Origin of the sequence: Streptomyces sp. NPDC006487 (assembly GCF_042870555.1) — a bacterium.
Taxonomy (GTDB): Bacteria; Actinomycetota; Actinomycetes; order Streptomycetales; family Streptomycetaceae; genus Streptomyces.
On sequence record NZ_JBIAHN010000014.1, the window covers coordinates 247197 to 270119 of the forward strand.

The window sequence follows — 22923 nt, forward strand, 5'->3', positions numbered from 1 at the left end:
CCGGTGGCCTCCCCCGCGACCGCCCCGGCGGCGCGCCCCGCCGCCGGCCCGCGCTCCCGCTCCGGCTCCCCGAAGGGCCGGGAGACCCGGCGCCGCCGGCTGACCGCAGCGGCGTTCCTCCTCCCCTCCCTCGTCCTGCTCGGCGCGCTCGTGGTGCACCCCATCGGCTACTCGCTCTACCGCAGCTTCTTCGACCGCTCCGGCGAGGAGTTCGTGGGCGCCGGGAACTACGGGGAGATCCTGCGCGACGACACGATCCGCACCGCGCTGGGCAACACGGCGATCTGGGTGGTACTGGCCCCGGTCACCGCCACCGCGCTCGGGCTGCTCTTCGCCGTGCTGACCGAACGGGTGCGCTGGGGAACGGCCTTCAAACTGATCGTCTTCATGCCGATGGCCATCTCGATGCTCGCCGCGGGCATCATCTTCCGGCTCGTCTACGACGCCGACCCCGACCGGGGCGTGGCCAACGCCGTCTGGGTCGGCGTCCACGACACCTTCGCCGAGTCCTCCGCCTTCCCCAAGGCCCGCCCCGGCCGGGACTCGCCGCTGGTCCCGGCCGACGGGGGCGCGTACGTGACCCGCGATCCGGTACGGGCGGGCGTGCCCGCGCCGCTCCCGCTGGTCGGCATCGCCCCCGAGGCCCTTCCCCCGGGAACGCGTACGGCGCGGGCGGCCGCCACCGAGCCAGGGAAGGTCACCGGCACCGCCTGGCAGGACTTCACCCGGGGCGGGGGCGGTACGACGAACACGGTCGACGCCACCGAGTCCGCCCTGTCGGGGCTGCGCGTCGAGGCGGTCAAGGACGGCCGGGTGGTCGACTCGGCGAGGACCCGGGCCGACGGCACCTTCACCCTGTCCGCCGCGGCCGACGGCGCACTGCTGCGGCTGCCCGCCTCGAACTTCCGGGAGGCTTACGGGGGCGTCGAGTGGCTCGGCCCGACCCTGGTGACCCCGGCGGTGATCGGGGCCTACGTGTGGATGTGGGCCGGGTTCGCGATGGTGCTGATCGGGGCCGGGCTGGCCGCCGTACCCCGCGAACTGCTGGAGGCGGCACGGGTGGACGGGGCGAGCGAGTGGCAGGTGCTGCGCCGGATCACGGTGCCGCTGCTGGCGCCCGTCCTGGCCGTCGTGCTGGTCACCCTCGTCATCAACGTCATGAAGGTCTTCGACCTCGTCTTCGTGATCGCCCCGGGCGCGGTGCAGGACGACGCCAACGTCCTGGCGCTCCAGCTGTACCGGACCTCTTTCGGCACGGACGCCGATCCGGGGCTGGGCAGCGCCATCGCGGTGCTGCTGCTGGTCCTGGTGGCTCCCGTCATGGTCTACAACATCCGCCGGATGCGCCGGGAGGCCCGCCGATGAGCACAGCGCCGCGCGCCCCGTCCCGTACGCCGCCCCCTACGCAGTCCCGTGCGCAGTCCCCCGCCTCACCCCTCGGCCCGGTCGCCACCGCGCGGTCCCTCGCCGCCCGGGCGGCCGGCGGGGCGCTGCGCGTCTTCCTGGTCCTCGCGGGCCTGTTCTGGCTGCTGCCCACGCTCGGGCTGCTGGTCTCCTCCTTCCTCTCCCCCACCGCACTGAACGACGGCGGCTGGTGGCAGGCGCTGACGGCGCCCTCCCGCCTCACGGCCGGCAACTACGAGCGGCTGCTGGCCAACGAGACCGTCACGGGCTCGCTGATCGACACGGCGGCCATCGCCGTCCCGGCGACCCTGCTCGTCCTGGCGCTGGGGGCGTTCGCCGGATACGCCTTCGCCTGGCTGGAGTTCCCGGGCCGCGACTGGCTGTTCCTGATCGTGGTCGCGCTGCTCGTCGTACCCGTCCAGGTGGCGCTGATCCCGGTCTCCGAACTCTTCGGTTCCATCGGCCTGTTCGAGACCACGGCGGGCGTGGTCCTCTTCCACACCGCCTTCGGGCTGCCGTTCGCCGTGTTCCTGCTGCGCAACTTCTTCGCGGAGATCCCGCGCGAGCTGCTGGAAGCGGCCCGCCTCGACGGTGCGGGCGAACTGCGGCTGTTCACACGGGTGGTGCTGCCGCTGGGCGGTCCGGCGATCGCCTCGCTCGGCATCTTCCAGTTCCTGTGGGTGTGGAACGACATGCTGGTCGCCCTGGTCTTCGCGGACTCCGCGCACCCGCCCGTGACGGTCGCGCTCCAGCAGCAGGTGCGGCAGTTCGGGAACAACATCGACGTGCTGGCGCCCGGCGCCTTCCTGTCGATGGTGGTGCCGCTCGTCGTCTTCTTCGCCTTCCAGCGGCAGTTCGTCTCGGGGGTGATGGCGGGAGCGATCAAGTAGCCGATCGGGCGATCGATCAAGGAATCGGCCCTTGATCATGGTGTTGACGTGCCGGGTTGACGCTCCGTAACCCGAATGCCGCACCCTGCGTAACCCGATCACCACGCCGGGGGTTCCTGGGCCATATGCCCGCGCCGACCCCTGGATGTGCCGTGCCCCGGTTCAGCGTCATCGTGCCCGCGTACAAGGTCCAGGCGTACCTCCAGGAGAGTCTGGACTCGGTCCTGACCCAGTCGTACCCGGATCTCGAACTGATCGTGGTCGACGACGCCTCCCCGGACGCCTGCGGTTCGATCATCGACGACTACGCGGCCCGCGACCCCCGGGTCACCGCCGTGCACCTGGCGCACAACCTCGGCCTGGGGCCGGCCCGCAACGCGGGCCTGTCCCGGGCCACCGGCGACTACCTGGTCTTCCTCGACGGCGACGACACCCTCGCCCCCGGCGCCCTCCAGGCCATCACCGACCGGCTGAAGGCCACCGGCTCCCCGGACGTCCTCGTCTACGACTACGCGCGCACCTACTGGACCGGCGAGACGGTCCGCAACAGCCTCTCCCACCGCCTCTGCGAGGAGGGCCCGGCAAGTTTCCGCCTCGCCGACCGCCCCGCCCTCCTCGGCATGCTGATGGTGGTGTGGAACAAGACCTACCGCCGCGAGTACGTGGAGCGCGAGGGCCTCTCCTTCCCGCCCGGCTTCTACGAGGACACCCCCTGGACCTACCCGGCGCTCCTGGCGGCGGAGTCGGTCGCCGTCCTCGACCGGGTCTGCGTGCACTACCGCCAGCGCCGCACCGGCTCGATCCTCACCACGTCCACCCGCCGCCACCTGGACGTCTTCGACCAGTACGACCGGGTCTTCGGCTACCTCGCCACCCGCCCCGAGCTGGAGCGCTGGCGGCCCGCCGTGCACCGGCGGATGGCCGAGCACTTCTGCGCCCTGTACGCGGATCCGCGCCGGCTCCCGCGCGCCGCCCGGGCCGAGTTCTTCGCACGGGCCTCGGCCCTGCTGCGCCGCTACCGGGTGCCGGGCCCGCGGCCGCTGTCCCTGAGCCGGACGGACCGCACCCGCCACCTCCTGATGCGGCTGGGCACGCGGCGCGCGTACCGCGTCCTGTCCCTGCTCCGCTCGGGCTCGCTCACGGCGGGCCGCGCCGGGGTGACCCTGGGCCGGGGCCTGCGCGAGACCGTCCTGCGCCTGCACCACCGCACGCAGCGCCTGCTCCCGCTCCGCCCGGAGCTGGCGGTCTTCTCCGCGTACTGGCACGGCGGTTACGCATGCAACCCGGCGGCCATCGAGGCCAAGCTGCGCGAACTCGCCCCGCGCATGCGGACGGCATGGATCTGCGACCCGGCGCACGCCGCGACCCTCCCGCGCGAAACCACCCTCCTCCGCCCGGGCTCGGCGGCGTACTGGGCGGCCCTGGCCCGTGCCACCTACCTCGTCACGAACGTCAACTTCGACCGTGCGCTGGTCAAGCGCCCCGGCCAGATCCTCGTCCAGACGCAGCACGGCACCCCGCTCAAGCGGGTCGGCCTCGACCTCCAGGACCGCCCGGCGGCCACCCCCACGACGGACTTCGCGGGCCTGCTCCGCGGCGCGGACCAGTGGGACTACCTGCTGTCCTCCAACCGGCACTCCACCCTCGTCTGGGAGAAGGCGGTCCCCGCCTCCTACACCACGCTCGAGTACGGCTACCCCCGCAACGACGTGTTCCACCGGGCCACCCAGGCGGACGTCCTGGAACTGCGCGAACGCCTCGGCATCCCGCCGGGCTCCACCGCGATCCTGTACGCGCCGACCCACCGCGACTACCGCCGCAGCCGCCCCGCCCACCCGGACTTCGACCGGATCCTGCGCGACCTGGGCCCCCGTTACACGATCCTGACCCGTACCCACCTCACCTACGCGGGATCACCCTCCCCCGAGCCGCACCCCCGCCTCCTCGACGTCTCCTCCCACCCCTCCGTCGAGGAACTCTGCCTGGCCTCCGACGCGTTGGTGACGGACTACTCGTCCCTGATGTTCGACTACGCGTCCCTGGACCGCCCGATCGTCATCCACGCGGACGACTGGGAGGCGTACGAGGCCTCCCGCGGCACGTACTTCGACCTCCGCGCCTTCCCCCCGGGGGCGATCGCCCGCACCGAGGACGAGCTGGTGGACATCTTCTCCACCGGGCACTGGCAGGGCTCGCGCTCGGCCCAGCTCCGCGCGTCCTTCCGGACCCGGTTCTGCACGCACGACGACGGCCAGGCGGCGGAGCGCGTGGTCCGCCGCGTCTTCCTGAGCCAGCCGACCGCCCCCATCACCCCTCTGGAAGACCGCCGCCCCACCCCCGCGGCCCCCTCCGCCACCCCGGAACCCACCCTGGCCCACCTGACCACATCCCGCTGGCCGTAACCCCTCCCAACCGCCCGCCCCTTTCAGCCGTCCGACGTTTGAGGACCGGGGCCCGGGGCGGAGCCCCGAGGGGTCCGGGCGCAGCCCGGCACCCCTCCCCAGCCCGTCCGGCGCTTGAGGACCGGGTCAGGGCCGGCCCTGGGAACGGTGGAAGGGCGGGTAGGGGACTTCGCCCCGCGCAGCGGCAAAGGGTCGCAGCGGGGACTTCGCCCCGCGCAGCGGCAAGGGTCGCAGCGGGGACTCCGCCCCGCGCAGCGGGAGCCCCTAGGCCGGGCCGGCCGTCAGCCCGGCGACGACCGACCGCGCGAGCTCGTCCAGGTAGCCCCGCGACACCGCGTCCCGCACCACCACCTGCCGCCAGTACAAGGGCCCGATCGCCAGATCGAGCGCCCTCCCCGCATCCACCCCCACGGGCAGCTCGCCGCGCGCCACCGCCTCGGAGATGATCCCCTCCGCCATCCGCCGCTGCCCCTCCAGCAGAGCCCCCCGCACCGCGTCCGCGATCTCCGGATTCCGCGCCGCCTCCACCAGCAGGTCGGGGATCACCGCCGAGGCCACCGGATGCCGCAGCACGTGCGTCATCACCTCCAGCAGCGCCCGTACGTCCCCGTAGAGCGACCCCGTCGACGGCACCGGCAGGCCGTCCGTCGCGAAGGCGCCGACCAGGTCCAGCACCAGGTGCAGCTTGGACTTCCACCGGCGGTACACGGCCGTCTTCCCCACGCCCGCCCGCCGCGCGATGCCCTCGATCGACATCCGCGCGAACCCCACCGTCGCCAGTTCCTCGACGACGGCCGCCCGGATCGCCTCGGTCACGTCCTCGCGCAGGACGGCGGCCCCCGCGGGGGCTCTTCGGGGGGTGGGGGCAGTGGCGGCGGCAGCAGGCTCAGGGGTCATGGGGAGAGCATATCCCTCGACGACGATACGGTTGCGTTCCGACGTCGAACGACCTAACCTCACCGTAGCGACGATACGGACCCGTCCCATCGCCAGCCGACGCCCCGACCCCGTCGAAAGCGACCCTCGTGACAGTGACCACCGCGCCACCCCCCGCCCCCGCCCCCTCGCACCGCAAGGGCCGGGCCAAGGGCAGGGGCAAGGACAAGGCCAAGTCCCCGGACCCCATCGCCGAGCTGGCGGCGGCCCACGACCTGACCCTCAGCGGAGCCCGCCCCACCCTCCCCCGCTACATCGCGCAGCTCTGGGGCCGGCGCCACTTCGTGACCTCGTACGCCACTGCCCGGATGCACGCCCAGTACAGCCAGGCCAGCCTCGGGCAGGTCTGGCACCTGATGACCCCGCTGCTCAACGCGGCCGTCTACTACTTCATCTTCGGCATCGTGATGCACGCCCAGCGCGCCGTACCGGACTACATCGCGTTCCTGATCACGGGTGTCTTCGTCTGGGACTTCATCGGAAGCTGCATCAACGCCTCCACGCGCGCCGTGCAGTCCAACCTCGGCCTGGTCCGCGCCCTGCACTTCCCTCGCGCCTCCCTGCCGCTGTCCACCGTGGTCCAGCTCTTCCAGCAGCTGTTGATCACCATGGGCGCGCTGGTCATCCTGCTGCTCATCTACGGCCAGACGCCCGCCCCGAGCTGGCTGCTGGCCCTCCCCACCCTCGCTCTCATGGCCGTCTTCTGCGCCGGCTGCGCCATGTTCATGGCGCGGATCGGCGCGAAGAGCCCGGACGTCAGCCAGCTGATGCCGTTCATCCTGCGGACCTGGATGTACGCCTCGGGCGTCATGTGGTCGATCGACCAGATGCTGAAGACGGACCACCTGCCGCACTGGGTCACGATGGCCCTCAAGCTCAACCCCGCCGCCGTCTACATCGACCTGATGCGCTTCGCGCTCATCGACTCGTACTCGGCGCACCAGCTCCCGCCCCACGTCTGGCTGGTCGCCCTGGGCTGGGCCCTGCTCGCCGGCGTCGGCGGGTTCGTCTTCTTCTGGAAGGCAGAGGAGGAGTACGGCCGTGGCTGACACCGCAAGCGAGACCCGGACCCCGACCGTCATCGCCGACGACGTCCACGTGATCTACAGGGTGCAGGGCGCGGGCGGCCGCAAGGGCGGCGCGACCGCGGCCCTGAGCCGGATCTTCTCCCGCAAGCCCGCCACCGGCATCCGCGAGGTGCACGCCGTCAAGGGCGTCAGCTTCACCGCGTACAAGGGCGAGGCCATCGGCCTGATCGGCACCAACGGTTCCGGCAAGTCCACGCTGCTGTCCGCCATCGCCGGTCTCCAGCCGGTCGCGCGCGGCCGGATCTTCTCGCACGGCCAGCCGTCCCTGCTCGGCGTGAACGCCGCCCTGATGAACGACCTGACCGGCGAACGCAACGTGGTCCTCGGCGGCCTCGCCATGGGGATGTCCAAGCGGCAGATCCGCGAGCGCTACCGGGAGATCGTCGACTTCTCCGGCATCAACGAGAAGGGCGACTTCATCTCCCTGCCCATGCGCACCTACTCCTCCGGCATGGGCGCCCGGCTGCGCTTCTCCATCGCCGCCGCCAAGGACCACGACGTCCTGATGATCGACGAGGCCCTGGCCACCGGCGACGCCGCCTTCCAGCGCCGCAGCAAGGCCCGCATCGAGGAACTCCGCGAGCGCGCCGGCACCGTCTTCCTCGTCAGCCACGGCATCGGCACGGTCCGCGAAACCTGCGACCGCGCGATCTGGCTCGAATCAGGCGTCCTCCGCATGGACGGCCCCTCGGAAGAGGTCTGCGACGCGTACGAGGAGTTCACCAAGAAGCGCTGACCCGAATCCAGCCCCTGCGCAACGGGCCGGGCCCGGAACCCCCAGAGGGTCCCGGGCCCGGCCCGTACTCTTGCCGCCGCCCGCAGGGCTACGCGTGCGCCCGAAGAAGCGAGCGCATCGTCCGCATGGCCACCGACAGGTTCGCCAGATCGAAGTCGTCCGACCCCTGGATCTCGTCCAGGGTCGTCCGCGCCCGACCGATGATCGCCGCGTTCTTCTCCTCCCACGCCTTGAAGCGCTCCTCGGGAGTCGAGGTCCCGTTCCCGACCGCCAGCACGTCCGCGGTCAGCGCCGCGTGCGCCGAGAACAGGTCCTCGCGGATGGACGCGCGGGCCATCGACTGCCAGCGGTCGGCCCGCGGCAGCTCGATGATCCGGTCCATCAGCTGGGTGATGTCGAGCCGGTCTGCGAGGTCGTAGTACACCTCGGCGACGGCCAGCGGATCGACGCCCGTACGGTCCGAGATCGCGACGATGTCGAGCGTCGGGAAGGCGGAGGAGAACCCGGCCACCTTGGCCGCCAGTTCCTCCGGCACGCCCTCGCCGATCAGTTCGGCCATGACCGCCTCGTACCACTCCAGGTCCGCGCCGCGCACCAGCTTCGGCACGTCCGACCAGACCCGCTCCACCCGCTCGGCGAAGAACTCGATGGTCTCGGTGATCTGGAGCGGCTGCGGCCGGTTGTTCAGCAGCCAGCGCGTACCGCGCTCGACCAGGCGCCGCGAGTGCAGCCGGATCCGGGTCTGGACGTCGGCGGCGACCTCGTTGTCGAGGGCCTCCACCGCGTCCCAGACACCGGCCAGGCCGAAGATCTCGCGGGCCGCGAGCTGCGCCCGGACGATCTCCTCCAGGGAGGCCCCGGTCTCCTCGCGCAGGCGGTGCAGGAAGGTCGAGCCACCGCTGTTGACGGTGTCGTTGACCAGCACCGTGGTGATGATCTCGCGGCGCAGCGCGTGTCCGTCGACCTGCTCGGGGAACTTCGCGAGCAGGGCGCCCGGGAAGTAGGCGTGCAGCAGGCGGGCGAGGTACGGGTCGTCCGGGAGCTCGGTGTGGATGAGCTCGTCCGCCACCGTGATCTTGGTGTAGGCGAACAGGACGGCCAGCTCCGGCTGGGTCAGGCCCTTGGAGTTGTTCAGCAGCTCGCGCAGCTGCCGGTCGTTGGGCAGGAACTCCAGCGCGCGGTCCAGCAGGCCGTCACGGCCCAGGCGGCGCATGAAGCGCTGCTGGGCGTGGAGCAGGCTGGGGGCCTGGGCGGCGCCGTTCGCCAGCGCCACGTTCTGCGCGTAGTTGTTGCGCAGCACCAGGCGGCCGACCTCGTCGGTCATCTCGGCGAGGAACTTGTTGCGCTGCTTGACGGTCAGGTCTCCGTCGGTGACCACCGAGTTCAGCAGGATCTTGATGTTCACCTCGTGGTCGGAGGTGTCCACGCCCGCGCTGTTGTCGATGGCGTCGGTGTTGATCTTGCCGCCCTCGCCGCCGGCGCCGCTGCGCGCGAACTCGATGCGGCCGAGCTGGGTCAGGCCCAGGTTGCCGCCCTCGCCGATGACCTTGGCCCGCACGTCGGAGCCGTTGACGCGGATGGCGTCGTTGGCCTTGTCGCCGACGTCGGCGTGCGTCTCGGCCGTCGCCTTGACGTACGTGCCGATGCCGCCGTTCCACAGCAGGTCCACCGGGGACTGGAGGATGGCCTTCATCAGGTCGGCCGGGGTCATCTTGGTGACGCCGGCCTCGATGCCGAGGGCCTCACGGACGTGCGCGTTGACCGGGATGGCCTTCGCGCTGCGCGGGTGGATCCCGCCGCCCGCGGAGAGCAGCGAGGTGTCGTAGTCGGCCCACGAGGAGCGCGGCAGGTCGAACAGGCGCCGGCGCTCGGCGTACGAGGTCGCGGCGTCCGGGGTCGGGTCGATGAAGATGTGCCGGTGGTCGAAGGCCGCCACCAGGCGGATGTGCTCGGAGAGCAGCATGCCGTTGCCGAAGACGTCGCCGGACATGTCGCCGACGCCGACGACCGTGAAGTCCTGCGTCTGGGTGTCGTGCCCGAGCTCGCGGAAGTGCCGCTTGACGGACTCCCAGGCGCCGCGGGCGGTGATGCCCATGCCCTTGTGGTCGTAGCCGGCCGAGCCGCCGGAGGCGAAGGCGTCGCCCAGCCAGAACCCGTAGGACTCCGCGACCCCGTTGGCGATGTCGGAGAAGGTCGCGGTGCCCTTGTCGGCGGCGACGACGAGGTAGGTGTCGTCCTCGTCGTGGCGGACCACGCCCTTGGGGTGCACGACCTCGCCGCCGACCATGTTGTCGGTGATGTCGAGCAGCGCCGAGATGAAGATCTTGTACGAGGCGATGCCCTCGGCGAGCCAGGCGTCGCGGTCCACCGACGGGTCGGGGAGGTTCTTGGCGACGAAGCCGCCCTTGGCGCCCACGGGCACGATGACGGTGTTCTTGACCATCTGCGCCTTGACCAGGCCGAGGATCTCCGTACGGAAGTCCTCGCGGCGGTCGGACCAGCGCAGGCCGCCTCGGGCGACCTTGCCGAAGCGCAGGTGGACGCCCTCGACGCGCGGGGAGTACACCCAGATCTCGAAGGCCGGGCGGGGCGCCGGCAGGTCGGGGATGGCCTGCGGGTCGAACTTCATCGACACGTAGGAGTGCTGCTCGCCCGCGGAGTTGAGCTGGAAGAAGTTCGTGCGCAGCGTCGCCTTGATGAGGGTGAGGAAGGACCGCAGGATCCGGTCCTCGTCCAGCGAGGCGACCTGGTCCAGGGCCCCGTCCAGCTCCTCCAGCATCGCGTCGACGAGCTCGGTGCCCGCGGACTGGCGGCCCGGCGACATCCGGGCCTCGAAGAGGGAGACCAGCAGCCGGGTGGTGTGGACGTTGTTGCGGAGGGTGTCCTCCATGTAGTCCTGGCTGAAGGTGGCACCGGCCTGGCGCAGGTACTTGGCGTAGGCGCGCAGGACCACGGCCTGGCGCCAGGTCAGTCCGGCGCCCAGCACCAGGGTGTTGAAGTTGTCGTTCTCGGCGTCGCCCTGCCAGACCGCCGAGAAAGCGTCCTGGAACCGCTCGCGGGCGTCGTCGCCGAGGTAGTTGGAGCTCCCGGCGGGGTCCCCGTTGCTGCTCGGGAGCGGCATCCGCAGACCGAAGTCGTAGATCCACGCGTTGGTGCGGTCGGTGCAGCGCAGCTCGTACGGCCGCTCGTCGGTGACCTCGACGCCCAGGCGCTGCAGGACCGGCAGGACCGCGGAGAGCGAGACCTGCTCACCCGTGCGGTAGATCTTGAACCGGCGTTCGCCGGGGCCCGCGCCGACGGGCTCGTACAGCGACAGCGCGAACTCGCGGTCGCTCGCGGACAGCCGCTCCAGGTGGCACAGGTCGGCCACGGCCGAGCGCGGCGAGTGGTCGGCCTTGTAGCCCTCGGGGAAGGAGTTCGCGTACTTGCGCAGCAGCTCGGCGGCGCGCTCCTCGCCCAGCTCCGCGACGAGCGCCTCGCCGAAGCCGTCGGCCCAGGAACGGGCGGCCTCGACCAGCCGGCCCTCGATCCGCTCGACGTCGGCGTCGGTGAGCACGGGCAGCTCGGTGCCCTGCGGGACGCGGACGACGAAGTGGATGCGGGAGAGGATCGACTCGGTGTTCCAGGCGGTGAAGTCGACGCTGATGCCGTCGAGCTCCTCCTGCAGGATCGCGATGAGCCGCAGCCGCACGCCGGTGGTGTAGCGGTCGCGCGGCAGGTAGACCAGCGCGGAGTAGTAGCGCCCGTACTCGTCCTGGCGCAGGTACAGCCGCAGCCGGCGGCGTTCCTGCAGGTACAGGACGGAGGTGGCGATGGCCTGGAGCTGGTCGACCGGGGTCTGGAACAGCTCGTCGCGCGGGTAGGTCTCCAGGATCTGGAGCAGGTCGCGGCCGTCGTGGCTGGACGGGGCGAACCCGGCGCCTTCGAGGACCTCGGCGACCTTGCGGCGGATGACCGGGACCCGGCGCACCGACTCGGTGTAGGCGGCGGAGGAGAACAGGCCGAGGAAGCGGCGCTCACCGACGACGTTGCCCTCGGCGTCGAACTTCTTCACGCCCACGTAGTCGAGGTACGAGGGGCGGTGCACGGTGGAACGGCTGTTGGCCTTGGTCAGCACCAGCAGGCGGTGCTCGCGGGCCTTGGCCCGGGCGTCGGCCGGCAGCCGGTTGAAGGACGGCGAGACGGGGTGCGCCTCGTCCTGGCCGTGGTGCAGCGGGTCGGAGCGCAGGATGCCGAGGCCGGTGCCGGGCACGGCGGCCAGGGCGTCGCCGTCGACGAGGTTGTACTCGCGGTAGCCGAGGAAGGTGAAGTGGTCGTCGGCGAGCCAGCGCAGCAGTTCGCGGGCCTCTTCGAGCTCGTACTCGCGCAGGTCCGGGGCGGTCGGCTCCTCGGGCAGCTCCTGCGCGATGCGCAGCGCCGCGTCGCGCATCTTCTCCCAGTCCTCGACGGACTCGCGTACGTCGGACAGGACGCGCTGCAGATCGGCGGTGATCTGCTTGAGGTCGGCCTTGTCGGTCTCGCGGTCGATCTCGACGTGGATCCAGGACTCGACGAGGGAGTCGTGGGGGCGCGCGGTGCGGGGACCGTGTGCGTCGCAGTCGGGGCCGAGGATCTCGATCAGCTTGCCGGCGACGTCGCGGCGGACGACGACCTGCGGGTGGATCACGACGTGGATGCCGCGCCCGTGGCGGGACAGCTCGTTCGTCACCGAGTCCACGAGGAACGGCATGTCGTCGGTGACCACCTCGACGACGGAGTGGCTGGAGGTCCAGCCGTTCTCCTCCACCGTGGGCGTGTGCACCCGCACGTTCGCCGTGCCCTGCGGACGGTTCGCCGCGAGCCGGTAGTGCGAAAGCGCGCCCCCGAACACGTCGACCGGATCCCGGTCGAGCAGGTCCTCCGGGGCGGTGTGCAGGTAGTAGCGCTGGAGGTAGGCGAGAGTCGTGTCCCGGTCGGGACGCTCCCCCTGCTCGGACCCAGTCGGAAGTAGCCCCCCGGCCGGGCTGTTCTCAGCTACCCGTGCCGCCCGCGCGAGCAGCTCGGCCTTTGCTTCGTCCAGCTTGGTCTGCATGTCCTCTGGCTCCTGTCGCGCGCCATTGCGTGACGTAGGTGAAGGAAGGAATGGCATAGCACCGCGACGCGGGGTGTCTGTGTCCGTTCGGGATCGACGCTATGCCGTCGAGAAAGCCCACCGGGAGGAAATCGGCCATGATCGGCAGGATGTCCAGGGACCGGGGGCGGGGATCAGCGACGGCCCGGGCACGGTGGTGCGCCGGGCGCCGGACGGAGGCTTCAGTGCCTCCGAGAACTATCGCGCTGATCACGGGTACCAGGCTATCTCGTGCCACCCCCGGCTCGTCATGAGCTGTATGTGTACAAAAGAGGGGGGGTAACTTTGACACTCTGGACAGGGCCCGGCCCGGCCGGGCGTGCCAGGCGGGCGCGCGGTCGCTCTCCGCTCATGCGACCGGTCACTATCCGGCCAGCACGCGAGCAGTGCGTACGGCCTCCGCCAGGCTGTCCACGACGGGGACACCGGCCGATTCCAGACTGCCGCGGCTGTGCGAACCGCCCGTATAGAGGACGGCCCGCGCGCCCACGTGCGCGGCGGCCAGCGCGTCGTCCACGGCGTCTCCGATGAGGACCGTACGGCCGGCGGTCACTCCCGTCCCGTCCAGGGCCGCCATGTGACGTACGAGGTGTCCCGCCTTGGTCGTGTGGGAGGGCCCGGTACGCCCGTCGACGCGCAGGAAGTGCCCGTCGATCCCGTGCGCCCTGACGAGCGGCACGAGCTGTTCGTGGGGCGCGAGGGACAGCAGCGACTGCGTCAGCCCTTCCGCCTGCCAGTCCCGCAGGAGCTCGCGGGCCCCCTCGGCGAGCCCGGCGTCCTCGGCGGCCGCCCAGTAGTGGCGGTGGAAGGCCTCGTCCATGACCAGCCACTCGGCGTCCGAGGGGAGCCGGCCCATGAGGCGCTCGTAGAACTTCGGCACCGGTACGACGTACAGCTCGCGGTACCGCTCCAGGGTGATCGGCGCCAGGCCGAGCTCCGCGAAGGAAGCGTTGGTGGCGGCTATCACCGCGTCGATGTCGTGGAGCAGCGTGCCGTTCCAGTCCCAGACGATGTGCGGGGCCGCGGGCGCGGGGGGCCGGGGTACGGGGGTCCCGTTCTCGGGCGCGGGGGTCTCGTTCACGGAACTCATTTCAGCAGCCCCGGAATCTCCTGGACCCCGAACCACAGCAGCTCGTGGTCCTCGGCGCCGTCGACGGTGAACCGGGCGGCCTCGTCGCCCCCGTCGGCCGCCGGTACGGCCGCCACGGCCGCGCTCACGTCCTCCAGGGCCTCTTCCGCGTCCACGTGCACCGCGGCCGCCACCGAGAGCCGTACGGCCCCGGCGAGGGCCACCTGGCCCAGTGTGGCCTCGTCGGCGGCGGCGTCGGGGGTGGCGGTGGCGGCCTTGTCGTCCACGTCGACGGCCACCACGACCCGCTTGCGGGGCGCGGCCCCGTCCTCGGCGATCATCCGCAGCGAGGCGGCCGCGGCCCTGGTCAGCGCGGCGTACTCCAGCTCCTCGAGGTCGTCCGACACGCACCACTCGCGCAGCCCGGGCGTGACGGCGTACGCCCGCAGCGGAGCCGGGCCCAGCTCACCCGCCTGGTGCGCCTCGGCGAGCCCGGGGAGGGTCAGGGGGACGTACACGCGCATGGCCGGCTGCTTTCGGTAGGTCGGAAACGCCCCCAGGATACGACCGGCGCCCGGCCCCACCGCTCGCCTTCGTGCCGCCCCTCTCGCCCGCGTCGGCATCCGCGGGCCTCCAGGGGGCTCCACCGGCCTCCAGGGGCCGCCAGGGCCTCCCGGGGCCTCCACGGCTTCGGCGAACTGCACCGGACTCCGTCAGGTGACGGCCCGATCCGTCACCTCCGGCCCGGCCCGGAGCCGTGACACGGGGTGCGCCCCGGGCCCGGACTCCGTCCGTGACGGCCCGCGTCCCCCTTCGGGGTGCCGCCGCAGGCCCCGGCGGCGTCCACTTCGCTCCCGCCGGGACGGCGCCGGGGGCTCGGGGCCGCCGGTGAGGGACCCGGATAGGTGAAGGCGGGCCGGGGCCGGGGCGGCCCCGCGGCGCCGTTGCGGAGCGTGTCCGCGGCCCCGTAGAAGTCCCCTACCAAGTTACCGCCCGGTACCCACGCCGGGCCCGACCCCCGGGGACGACCACCATGACCACGAGCACCCCCCGACCGGCCGGCAGCGCCGCGGCCGCCACCGGCCCCGGCCGCGGCACCGCGAGGCCCGCGGGCACGGGCCCCGGCGCCGCGAGGCCCGGCCGCCGCCATGACCGGCGCCGGCCGCCCGCCGGGATCCGCCGCGGCCCCCACGACTGGTTCGCCGAACGGCTGCTCGCCGTCCTCAGCGGACGCCGCCCCGTGCACTCCCTGATCGGCCACACCATCGGCCCGGCCTACGACCAGCTGATCACCCTGGCCCCCGCCGACTCCCCGCAGGAGCGCGCGTACGAGGCCCGCCGGATCAGTCCCGTCATCCGCGGATGCGGCCGGTTCACCCCGGGGCCCGGGGTCATCGAAGCCTTCGCCCGCATCGCCACGGGCGACCGCCTCACCGCGCTGGCCTTCCGCCTGGAACAGGGCCCCGACCTGCGCTGGCGCTGCGCCGCCGTGGAACTCCAGGGCCCCCGCCCGTGACCCCGGCGTCCCCGCGCCCCCGCCCGCGAACGCCGCCGGGGCCGGACCCCACGCACAGCGTGGTGTCCGGCCCCGGCGGTGATCCCGCGAACGGCGCGGGTTACTTCTTGCGGCGACGGCCGCCCGTGGCCTTCGCGGCCTTACGGCGCTCCGCGCGCGTCATCCCGGCGTCGTCACCGGAATCCGATTCGAAGTCGCCCTCGACGACGCCGCCCTCACCGTCCACGGTGGGCGCGGAGAAGTGCAGCCGGTCCGGCCGCTGCGGGGCGTCCAGACCCTTCGCCCGGATCTCCGGCTTGGTCAGCGACGGACCGGAGTCCGAGACCGGGACCTCCTCGACCTGCTGCTCGACCTGGACCTCCAGGTTGAACAGGTAGCCGACGGACTCCTCCTTGATGCCCTCCTGCATGGCGTTGAACATGTCGAAGCCCTCGCGCTGGTACTCGACCAGCGGGTCCTTCTGGGCCATCGCCCGCAGGCCGATGCCCTCCTGCAGGTAGTCCATCTCGTACAGGTGCTCGCGCCACTTGCGGTCCAGCACCGACAGCACCACGCGCCGCTCCAGCTCGCGCATGATGTCGGAACCGAGCGTCGCCTCGCGGGCCTCGTACTGCTCGTGGATGTCGTCCTTGACGGACTCCGCGATGAACTCGGCGGTGATGCCGGCGCGGTCGCCCGCGGCGTCCTCCAGCTCCTCCACCGTGACCTTGATCGGGTAGAGCTGCCCGAAGGCGCTCCACAGCCGGTCCAGGTCCCACTCCTCCGCGAACCCCTCGACCGTCTCGGCCGTGATGTACGCGTCGATCGTGTCGTCCATCATGTGACGGATCTGCTCCTGGAGGTCCTCGCCCTCCAGGACGCGACGGCGCTCCTTGTAGATGACCGTGCGCTGGTTGTTGAGGACCTCGTCGTACTTCAGGACGTTCTTGCGCGTCTCGAAGTTCTGGGTCTCGACCTGCGACTGGGCCGACGCGATGGCCCGCGTGACCATCTTGTTCTCGATCGGCACGTCGTCCGGCACGTTCGCCATCGACATGACGCGCTCGACCATCTGCGCCTTGAACAGGCGCATCAGGTCGTCGCCGAGCGACAGGTAGAAACGGGACTCGCCCGGGTCGCCCTGTCGGCCGGAGCGGCCGCGCAGCTGGTTGTCGATGCGGCGCGACTCGTGGCGCTCGGTGCCCAGCACGTACAGCCCGCCGAGGTCCTTGACCTCCTCGAACTCCGCCTTCACGGCCGCCTCGGCCCGCGTGAGCGCCTCGGGAAGGGCGTGCGCCCACTCCTCGATGTGCTCCTCCGGGTCCAGACCGCGCTGGCGCAGCTCGGCCTCGGCGAGGTCGTCCGGGTTGCCGCCGAGCTTGATGTCGGTACCACGGCCGGCCATGTTCGTGGCGACCGTGACGGCGCCGCGACGGCCGGCCTGGGCGACGATCGTCGCCTCGCGGTCGTGCTGCTTCGCGTTCAGCACCTCGTGCGGGATGCCCCGCTTGGAGAGCTGCTGCGAGAGGTACTCGGACTTCTCGACCGACGTCGTACCGACGAGGATCGGCTGGCCCTTCTCGTGCTTCTCCGCGATGTCGTCGACGACGGCGGCGAACTTCGCGACCTCTGTGCGGTAGATCAGGTCCGCCTGGTCCTTGCGGACCATGTCGCGGTTGGTCGGGATCGGGACGACACCGAGCTTGTAGATCTGGTGGAACTCGGCGGCCTCGGTCATGGCCGTACCGGTCATGCCCGACAGCTTCGAGTACAGGCGGAAGAAGTTCTGGAGCGTGATCGTGGCGAGGGTCTGGTTCTCGTCCTTGATGTCCACCCCTTCCTTCGCCTCGATCGCCTGGTGCATGCCCTCGTTGTAGCGGCGGCCGGCGAGGATACGGCCGGTGTGCTCGTCGACGATCATGACTTCGCCGTCGATGACGACGTAGTCCTTGTCGTTCTTGAAGAGCTCCTTGGCCTTGATGGCGTTGTTCAGGTAACCGACGAGCGGGGTGTTCACCGACTCGTACAGGTTCTCGATGCCGAGCCAGTCCTCGACCTTCGCGACACCGGTCTCGTGGATGGCGACGGTGCGCTTCTTCTCGTCGACCTCGTAGTCGCCGGTCTCCTCGATGCCCTTGAGGGGCTGGCCGGGCTCGCCCTTGGTCAGGCGGGTGACCAGCTTCGCGAAGTCCGCGTACCACTTGGTGGCCTGGTCGGCCGGGCCCGAGATGATCAGCGGGGTACGGGCCTCGTCGACGAGGATCGAGTCGACCTCGTCGACCACGGCGAAATTGTGGCCGCGCTGGACGAGCTCGTCCTGCGACCACGCCATGTTGTCGCGGAGGTAGTCGAAACCGAACTCGTTGTTCGTGCCGTACGTGATGTCGGCGGCGTACTGCTCACGGCGCTGCGCCGGAGACATGTTCGCCAGGATGCACCCGACCTCCAGGCCGAGGAACTTGTGCACCCGGCCCATCATCTCGGAGTCGCGCTCGGCGAGGTAGTCGTTCACCGTGATCAGGTGGACGCCCTTGCCGGACAGCGCGTTCAGGTACGCGGGCAGCGTGCCGACGAGGGTCTTGCCCTCACCGGTCTTCATCTCGGCCACGTAGCCGAGGTGCAGCGCCGCGCCACCCATCATCTGTACGTCGTAGTGACGCTGGCCGAGGACGCGCTTGGCGGCCTCGCGGACCGTCGCGAAGGCCTCGGGCAGCAGGTCGTCCAGGCTCTCGCCGTCCTGGAAGCGCTGCTTGTACTCGTCCGTGAGCGCACGCAAGTCGGCGTCGGAGAGGTTGACGAAGTCCTCTTCGATGGAGTTGACCTGGTCCGCGATGCGGTGCAGTTTTTTGAGGATCTTGCCTTCGCCTGCACGCATGAGCTTGTTGAAGACGGACACCGAGGTTTGTCTCCTTGCCGGTCGGGCCTGGCACTGGTTCGTGCACGGGCACGGAGGGTGGGCCCCACCGCAACGGCCATCGTAAGCGAGGACGCGGTCGCGTCGGGAGGTCCGCACTGCCGCGGGGCTGGACTGCCCGGAAATGAGAACGTGTGAGGGGCACCGAAGGTGCCGGTATGGGCGGACCCTCTTCGGTAAATCCGCTTCGCCTCCGCCGTCCTCCCACAGCAGAATCGGCCCATGGAACCGATCACCCTGACCACCGAGCGCCTCGTCCTGCGCCCTCTCGGCGCTTCGGACACGGACGAGGTGTACGCGGCGCTGCAGGATCCCGCGATCCAGCGCTGGATCCCGGTCTCCGTCCCGTACGAGCGCACGCACGCCGAGTCCTTCGCGACCCGGGTCCCGGGCGGCCAGAACGGCTCCGAGTACAACTTCGGGGTCCGGCTCGGCGCCGGCGGCCCGCTGGTCGCCTGCGTCGGGCTCGGCCCGCAGGGCGACAACGCCCACGAGGTCGGCTACTGGACCGTCGCCGGCCACCGGGGCCGCGGCTACCTGCCCGAGGCCCTGCCCGCCGTGCTGCGCTGGGCCTTCACCGAGCTCGGCTGCGTACGGATGATCTGGCGCGCGGGCGTCGGGAACGACGCCTCACGCCGGGTCGCCGAGAAGGCCGGCTTCACCATCGAGGGCGTGGCGCGCGCGGGCATGGAACACCGCGGAACCCTGCGGGACTGCTGGACCGGCGCCATGCTCCCCTCGGACCTGGGCCTGCCCTCCCGCCTCCCGTACCTTCCCTCGCCTGTCAGTGCCACGCCCTAGGGTTCCGCCATGACGACCGCGCCCCCGCCCCCGCCCGCCCTGTCCCTCTCCGCAGACGAGGCCCGCCGCATCGCGCTGCGCGCGCAGGGATTCCTGGGTGCTCCGGACCGGCGCGGCGGTGTCCGCGGCGTCCTGCGCCACCTGGGCGCCGTCCAGCTCGACACGATCTCCGTACTGGCCCGCTCGCACGAGCTGGTCCCGTACGCGCGCCTCGGCGCGGTCGGGCGCTCCGCCGTCGAAGCCTCGTACTGGTCGCAGAACCACGCCTTCGAGTACTGGTCGCACGCGGCCTGCATCCTGCCGATGGAGGAGTGGCCGCACTTCGCCTTCCGCCGCCGTGCCAACAAGGCCCGCGGCCACCGCTGGCACGTCCTGGAGGACAAGCACCGCTCGACGAAGACGGTCCTGGACCGCCTCGCCGCCGAAGGCCCCCTGACCTCGACCGAACTGGGCGGCGCCAAGAACGGCGGCGAATGGTTCGAGTGGTCCGAGACGAAGATCGCGGTGGAGTGGCTCCTCGACATCGGCGAGGTCGTCTGCACCGAGCGGCGCGGCTGGAAGAGGGTCTACGACCTCCCCGGGCGGGCCGTCCCCGAGGCGCTGCTCCACGACGCCCTGGACGACCGCGAGTGCAAGCGCCGGCTGGTGGCCCTCGCGGGGCAGTCCCTGGGCGTGGGCACCCGCTCCGACATCGCGGACTACCACCGGCTCAAGGGCCCCGACTTCGACGCGGTGGTCGAGGACGCGGGCCTGGTCCCGGTGGAAGTGGAAGGCTGGTCCAGACCGGCCTGGGCGGACCCGTCGGCCCTGGCCACCCTCCCCAGGGGCCGCCACCGCACGACCCTCCTCTCCCCGTTCGACTCCCTGGTCTGGGAACGCCCGCGCACGGAGCGGATCTTCGGTTTCACCCACCGTCTGGAGGCGTACGTCCCCAAGCCCCGCCGGATCCACGGCTACTTCGCGATGCCCCTGCTGGCCGGAGGCCACCTCCAGGGCCGCGTGGACCCGGCCCGCGAGGGCACCACCCTCGTGGCCCGCCAACTCTCCCTGACCACCCCGAAGGCAGCCCGCCCCATGGCCGAAGCCCTCCGCGAGGCCGCCACCTGGGTCGGCTGCGACACGATCCGCATCGACCGCGCGTCCTCCGCGACGGAAGCGGAAGCCGTCACGGCGGAACTCGCCGCCCTCTGAACGATCCACCCGTCCGGCGTGCGCGGACCGGGGTCCGGGGCGGAGCCCCGGGGCCCGGGCCCGGCGCTACCGGATCTCGAGGATCTTCTCCCGCATCGCGTACACCACCGCCTCCATCCTGGAGTGCAACTGCAGCTTCTCCAGAATGTTCCGCACGTGGTTCTTCACGGTGTTCTCGGAGATGAACAACTCCTTCGCGATATCGCGGTTGTTCATCCCGGTGGCCACCAGCTTCAGGACCTCGAGCTCCCGATCCGTCAGCCGCGGCGCCGGCACCAACCGCCGCTCGTCCGTCCGCTGGATCATCGACTTGAACTCCGTCAGCAGCTTCGACGCCATCGAAGGACTGATCTGCGACTGCCCGTCCGCCACCGCCCGGATCGCCGTCGCGACCTCGTCCGTCGAGATCTCCTTCAGCAGGTACCCGGTCGCCCCCGCCTTGATCGCGTCGTAGAGGTCCGCCTCCTCGTCGCTGATCGTCAGCATGATGATCTTCGCGGAGGGCGCCACCTCCTTGATCGAGGTGCAGGCCTCGATCCCGCCGCGCCGCGGCATCCGCACATCCATCAGCACGATGTCGGGCAGCAGATCCGCCGCCTTGTCCACGGCCTCCGCCCCGTCACCCGCCTCGCCGACGACCTGGATGTCCTCCTCCTGCGCGAGGACGATCTCCAGCCCGCGCCGGAACAGCGCATGGTCGTCGACCACGAGCACCCGGATCGGCTCTGCCACCCGGTCCTCCTCACGGCAGCCCGCACCGTTGTCATCACGCACCGGCCCGAAGCTGTCCGCCATCGTTCCTCCCCCTGCACCACGTGTGCTGAGCTGCTGGGTCAATCCGACGAGAGCGGCCGCCGGCTGACTGCCCGACATGATTCCATGCCGACGTGGCCGAACGGAGTCCGGCGATTACAGGCCGACCCATACAGGCCACCGTTTCGCAGCCATCACCTCATGCGAGTGCCCCCGCGCCCGCCTGGGCGAACGCGGGGGCACCACACCGGCACCGCACGGACATCCGGATCCAGCCCGGAATCAGTCCGGAATCAGCAGATCAGCCTCCGAGCGCTCCACCCGCGCCCGCACCGTCGAGCTCACCCGAGCTGGAGGCGGCGTCGGAGGCGTTGAGGTGGATCACGCCGTAGTCGTAACCGTGGCGCCGGTAGACGACGCTCGGCATCTTGGTGTCGGAATCGACGAACAGATAGAAGTCGTGACCGACCAGTTCCATCTCGTACAGGGCCTGGTCGAGCGACATGGGTGCGGCCGAGTGGGTCTTCTCGCGAACGATGAGCGGGCCGTCGCCCTGCACTTCAAGCGATCCGATCCGGGTGGTCGGAATCGCGTCCGCATCCGCCTTCTCCCCGTTGACCGGCTCGCCGTTGCCGTTCAGAGTCGCGGCGTTCGGAACCACGTCGGCGACCTCGGCCGCCGAGAGCCGTCCGGAACCACGACGGGTGTGGCGCTTGTCGTGCTGCTTGCGCAGCCGGGCCTCCAGCTTGTCCTGAGCGAGGTCGAGCGCCGCGTACGCGTCTGCGGCGGAGGCCTCGGCACGAATAACCGGGCCCCGCGAACGCAGGGTGATCTCCACGCGGTCGGAACGGTCGGCCTGGCGCGGGTTGTGCTCCTTGGACACCTCGACGTCCAAGCTGATCACCTTGGCGTCGAGCTTCTGGATCCGCTCCGGATTCAGCTTCTCGGCCACGTGCTTGCGGAACCGGTCGGGCACCTCGGTCTTACGGCCCTTGACGACGATGTCCACGCAGAACTCCGTTCCCGGATAGCTCCGCCCCAGGGGCGAAGCGTCTCCCTTTCGCACCAGACCCCGGTGAACACCGGAGCCTCGGACTTGGCGACTTCCACCTCCTCCTCCCCCATCGGCAAGATCTACACCCCACCGACTTCGGAGTCGAGGGACAACCTCTGACACGAAGTTTCACAAACGTCACGACGCTCGAAACCTGCGCTCCGATGCGTGGGGCCCAAGGTTCGCCAATTCCCTACAACCGAACATATCCCTCTATGCCGGTTGTCGGCACCCGCTACCGGAACGTACCTCCGTTCAGGTGGCCGTTCCCTCTTACTACCTGCAACGATGCGCCTTCCCTTCCAGTTCCAAATCTATTCCCCAGTTTTTTGCTCTGTTCGAGTTGCGCCGCTGCGGGGACGCACGAAGGAGTCCGCCGGCGCGGCCACCACGGCGGCCGCGAGTACGCCGATCCCGGCCTCGCGCAGCGCCCGCGCCGCCTCCACCAGGGTGGATCCGGTGGTGACGAGGTCGTCCACGAGCACGATCCGGGCCGCCCCCGCCATCGCCCGCCCGGCGCCCGGCCGTGTCCGAAGGGCCCCCGCGAGGTTCTCCCGGCGCTGCGCCGCCCCCAGGCCCGCCTGGTCGGCCACCGCCCGCCGCAGCCGCAGTACGGGCGTCACGCGCGCGGGCACGCCCTCCCGCCGCAGCCGCGCCGAGGCGGCCAGCGCGATCCTGAGCGCCGGGTCGTGCCCGCGCGCCCGCACCCGCTGCCGCGCGGAGGGCACGGGAACCAGGGCCACGCCCCCGCCCGCGCGCCCCGCCCCGCCCGCGCGGACGGCCGCCGCCAGGGCAGCGCCGAGGGCTCCGGCCAGCGGCAGCGCCCCGCGCTCCTTGTGGGCCAGTACGACGGCCCGTACGGCCTCCCGGTACACGGTGGCCGCATACACCGCGGGCAGCCCGCCGGGGCACGGAGACGGCCGTACGGGGCCCGCCCCGGCCCCGCTGAGCTCCGACCGGCAGCCCGCGCACAGCACCGCGCGGCCGGCCCCGCAGCCGGCGCACCCGACCGGCAGCACCAGCCCGGCGAGTTCACCGGCCAGCCCCCGCCACCACTCCCGCATGACGTCCACTCTGGCG

16 protein-coding genes are annotated in these 22923 nt (G+C 71.3%); 8 read left to right on the plus strand and 8 right to left on the minus strand.

The genetic code is table 11. The annotated features are described in order from the left end of the window. Positions 1 to 3: 3 nt before the first annotated feature. The 3 genes from ACFYM0_RS25780 to ACFYM0_RS25790 all read left to right on the plus strand — a co-directional run bounded on the left by ACFYM0_RS25780 (position 4) and on the right by ACFYM0_RS25790 (position 4696). Complete coding sequence (locus ACFYM0_RS25780) at positions 4 to 1365, plus strand: carbohydrate ABC transporter permease (protein ID WP_388505360.1); 1362 nt, start codon at positions 4 to 6, stop codon at positions 1363 to 1365. Continuing rightward, positions 1362 to 2294: a carbohydrate ABC transporter permease gene (locus tag ACFYM0_RS25785; protein ID WP_388505363.1), complete on the plus strand. Its 933-nt coding sequence runs from the start codon at positions 1362 to 1364 to the stop codon at positions 2292 to 2294. The genes ACFYM0_RS25780 and ACFYM0_RS25785 overlap by 4 nt, the downstream gene beginning before the upstream one ends. A 152-nt stretch (positions 2295 to 2446) precedes the next feature. Further along, positions 2447 to 4696 carry a CDP-glycerol glycerophosphotransferase family protein gene (locus tag ACFYM0_RS25790; RefSeq protein ID WP_388505365.1) on the plus strand — a complete coding sequence of 750 codons (2250 nt, stop codon included), beginning with the start codon at positions 2447 to 2449 and terminating at the stop codon, positions 4694 to 4696. Positions 4697 to 4960: 264 nt separating this feature from the next. Here ACFYM0_RS25790 and ACFYM0_RS25795 read toward each other — a convergent pair whose 3' ends face one another. Next, positions 4961 to 5593: a TetR/AcrR family transcriptional regulator gene (locus tag ACFYM0_RS25795; protein WP_388505367.1), complete on the minus strand. Its 633-nt coding sequence runs from the start codon at positions 5591 to 5593 to the stop codon at positions 4961 to 4963. A gap of 128 nt (positions 5594 to 5721) precedes the next feature. Here ACFYM0_RS25795 and ACFYM0_RS25800 point away from each other — a divergent pair, with 128 nt between their 5' ends. Both ACFYM0_RS25800 and ACFYM0_RS25805 read left to right on the plus strand, forming a co-directional pair. After that, entirely contained in the window at positions 5722 to 6681 is a 960-nt protein-coding gene (locus ACFYM0_RS25800) for an ABC transporter permease (RefSeq protein ID WP_388505369.1), read from the plus strand. Continuing rightward, a complete protein-coding gene (locus ACFYM0_RS25805; protein ID WP_388505371.1) occupies positions 6674 to 7456 on the plus strand; it encodes an ABC transporter ATP-binding protein in 783 nt (260 codons plus the stop codon). Before ACFYM0_RS25800 ends, ACFYM0_RS25805 begins: the two co-directional genes overlap by 8 nt. Positions 7457 to 7544: 88 nt before the next feature. Here ACFYM0_RS25805 and ACFYM0_RS25810 read toward each other — a convergent pair whose 3' ends face one another. The 3 genes from ACFYM0_RS25810 to ACFYM0_RS25820 all read right to left on the minus strand — a co-directional run bounded on the left by ACFYM0_RS25810 (position 7545) and on the right by ACFYM0_RS25820 (position 14159). Beyond that, complete coding sequence (locus ACFYM0_RS25810; RefSeq protein WP_388505374.1) at positions 7545 to 12527, minus strand: NAD-glutamate dehydrogenase; 4983 nt, start codon at positions 12525 to 12527, stop codon at positions 7545 to 7547. Positions 12528 to 12930: 403 nt separating this feature from the next. Next, positions 12931 to 13578: an HAD family hydrolase gene (locus tag ACFYM0_RS25815; RefSeq protein ID WP_388505449.1), complete on the minus strand. Its 648-nt coding sequence runs from the start codon at positions 13576 to 13578 to the stop codon at positions 12931 to 12933. A 74-nt stretch (positions 13579 to 13652) separates the two neighbouring features. Beyond that, on the minus strand, positions 13653 to 14159 hold the full coding sequence (locus ACFYM0_RS25820) for a DUF6912 family protein (protein ID WP_388505377.1): 507 nt from the start codon (positions 14157 to 14159) through the stop codon (positions 13653 to 13655). Between the two features lie 509 nt (positions 14160 to 14668). Here ACFYM0_RS25820 and ACFYM0_RS25825 point away from each other — a divergent pair. Next, positions 14669 to 15151, plus strand: a complete 483-nt coding sequence (locus ACFYM0_RS25825) for an Rv3235 family protein (protein ID WP_388505380.1) — start codon at positions 14669 to 14671, stop codon at positions 15149 to 15151. A 100-nt stretch (positions 15152 to 15251) separates the two neighbouring features. On the opposite strand, the gene secA is transcribed toward ACFYM0_RS25825, so the two are convergent. Next, positions 15252 to 18026 carry a preprotein translocase subunit SecA gene (secA, locus tag ACFYM0_RS25830; RefSeq protein ID WP_388505383.1) on the minus strand — a complete coding sequence of 925 codons (2775 nt, stop codon included), beginning with the start codon at positions 18024 to 18026 and terminating at the stop codon, positions 15252 to 15254. Positions 18027 to 18266: 240 nt separating this feature from the next. Between secA and ACFYM0_RS25835 the strand changes: the two genes are divergently transcribed. Beyond that, entirely contained in the window at positions 18267 to 18845 is a 579-nt protein-coding gene (locus tag ACFYM0_RS25835) for a GNAT family N-acetyltransferase (protein WP_388505386.1), read from the plus strand. Positions 18846 to 18854: 9 nt separating this feature from the next. After that, a complete protein-coding gene (locus ACFYM0_RS25840; RefSeq protein WP_388505389.1) occupies positions 18855 to 20036 on the plus strand; it encodes a winged helix-turn-helix domain-containing protein in 1182 nt (393 codons plus the stop codon). A gap of 66 nt (positions 20037 to 20102) precedes the next feature. On the opposite strand, the gene ACFYM0_RS25845 is transcribed toward ACFYM0_RS25840, so the two are convergent. The 3 genes from ACFYM0_RS25845 to ACFYM0_RS25855 all read right to left on the minus strand — a co-directional run bounded on the left by ACFYM0_RS25845 (position 20103) and on the right by ACFYM0_RS25855 (position 22907). Beyond that, complete coding sequence (locus ACFYM0_RS25845) at positions 20103 to 20831, minus strand: response regulator transcription factor (protein ID WP_250751046.1); 729 nt, start codon at positions 20829 to 20831, stop codon at positions 20103 to 20105. Between the two features lie 259 nt (positions 20832 to 21090). Beyond that, positions 21091 to 21798, minus strand: coding sequence for a ribosome hibernation-promoting factor, HPF/YfiA family (hpf, locus tag ACFYM0_RS25850; RefSeq protein ID WP_388505392.1), 708 nt, complete (start codon positions 21796 to 21798; stop codon positions 21091 to 21093). 359 nt (positions 21799 to 22157) lie between these two features. After that, positions 22158 to 22907 (minus strand): ComF family protein, encoded by a 750-nt coding sequence (locus tag ACFYM0_RS25855; protein ID WP_388505395.1) that lies wholly within the window; start codon positions 22905 to 22907, stop codon positions 22158 to 22160. Positions 22908 to 22923 lie beyond the last annotated feature (16 nt).

Bases quoted from the DNA above. Each gene is read 5' to 3' on its own strand.
- ACFYM0_RS25785 (WP_388505363.1), top strand. From the start codon at position 1,362: ATGAGCACAGCGCCGCGCGCCCCGTCCCGTACGCCGCCCCCTACGCAG.
- ACFYM0_RS25795 (WP_388505367.1), bottom strand. From the start codon at position 5,593: ATGACCCCTGAGCCTGCTGCCGCCGCCACTGCCCCCACCCCCCGAAGA.
- ACFYM0_RS25810 (WP_388505374.1), bottom strand. From the start codon at position 12,527: ATGCAGACCAAGCTGGACGAAGCAAAGGCCGAGCTGCTCGCGCGGGCG.
- ACFYM0_RS25820 (WP_388505377.1), bottom strand. From the start codon at position 14,159: ATGCGCGTGTACGTCCCCCTGACCCTCCCCGGGCTCGCCGAGGCGCAC.
- ACFYM0_RS25825 (WP_388505380.1), top strand. From the start codon at position 14,669: ATGACCACGAGCACCCCCCGACCGGCCGGCAGCGCCGCGGCCGCCACC.
- ACFYM0_RS25835 (WP_388505386.1), top strand. From the start codon at position 18,267: ATGGAACCGATCACCCTGACCACCGAGCGCCTCGTCCTGCGCCCTCTC.
- ACFYM0_RS25840 (WP_388505389.1), top strand. From the start codon at position 18,855: ATGACGACCGCGCCCCCGCCCCCGCCCGCCCTGTCCCTCTCCGCAGAC.
- ACFYM0_RS25845 (WP_250751046.1), bottom strand. From the start codon at position 20,831: ATGGCGGACAGCTTCGGGCCGGTGCGTGATGACAACGGTGCGGGCTGC.
- ACFYM0_RS25855 (WP_388505395.1), bottom strand. From the start codon at position 22,907: ATGCGGGAGTGGTGGCGGGGGCTGGCCGGTGAACTCGCCGGGCTGGTG.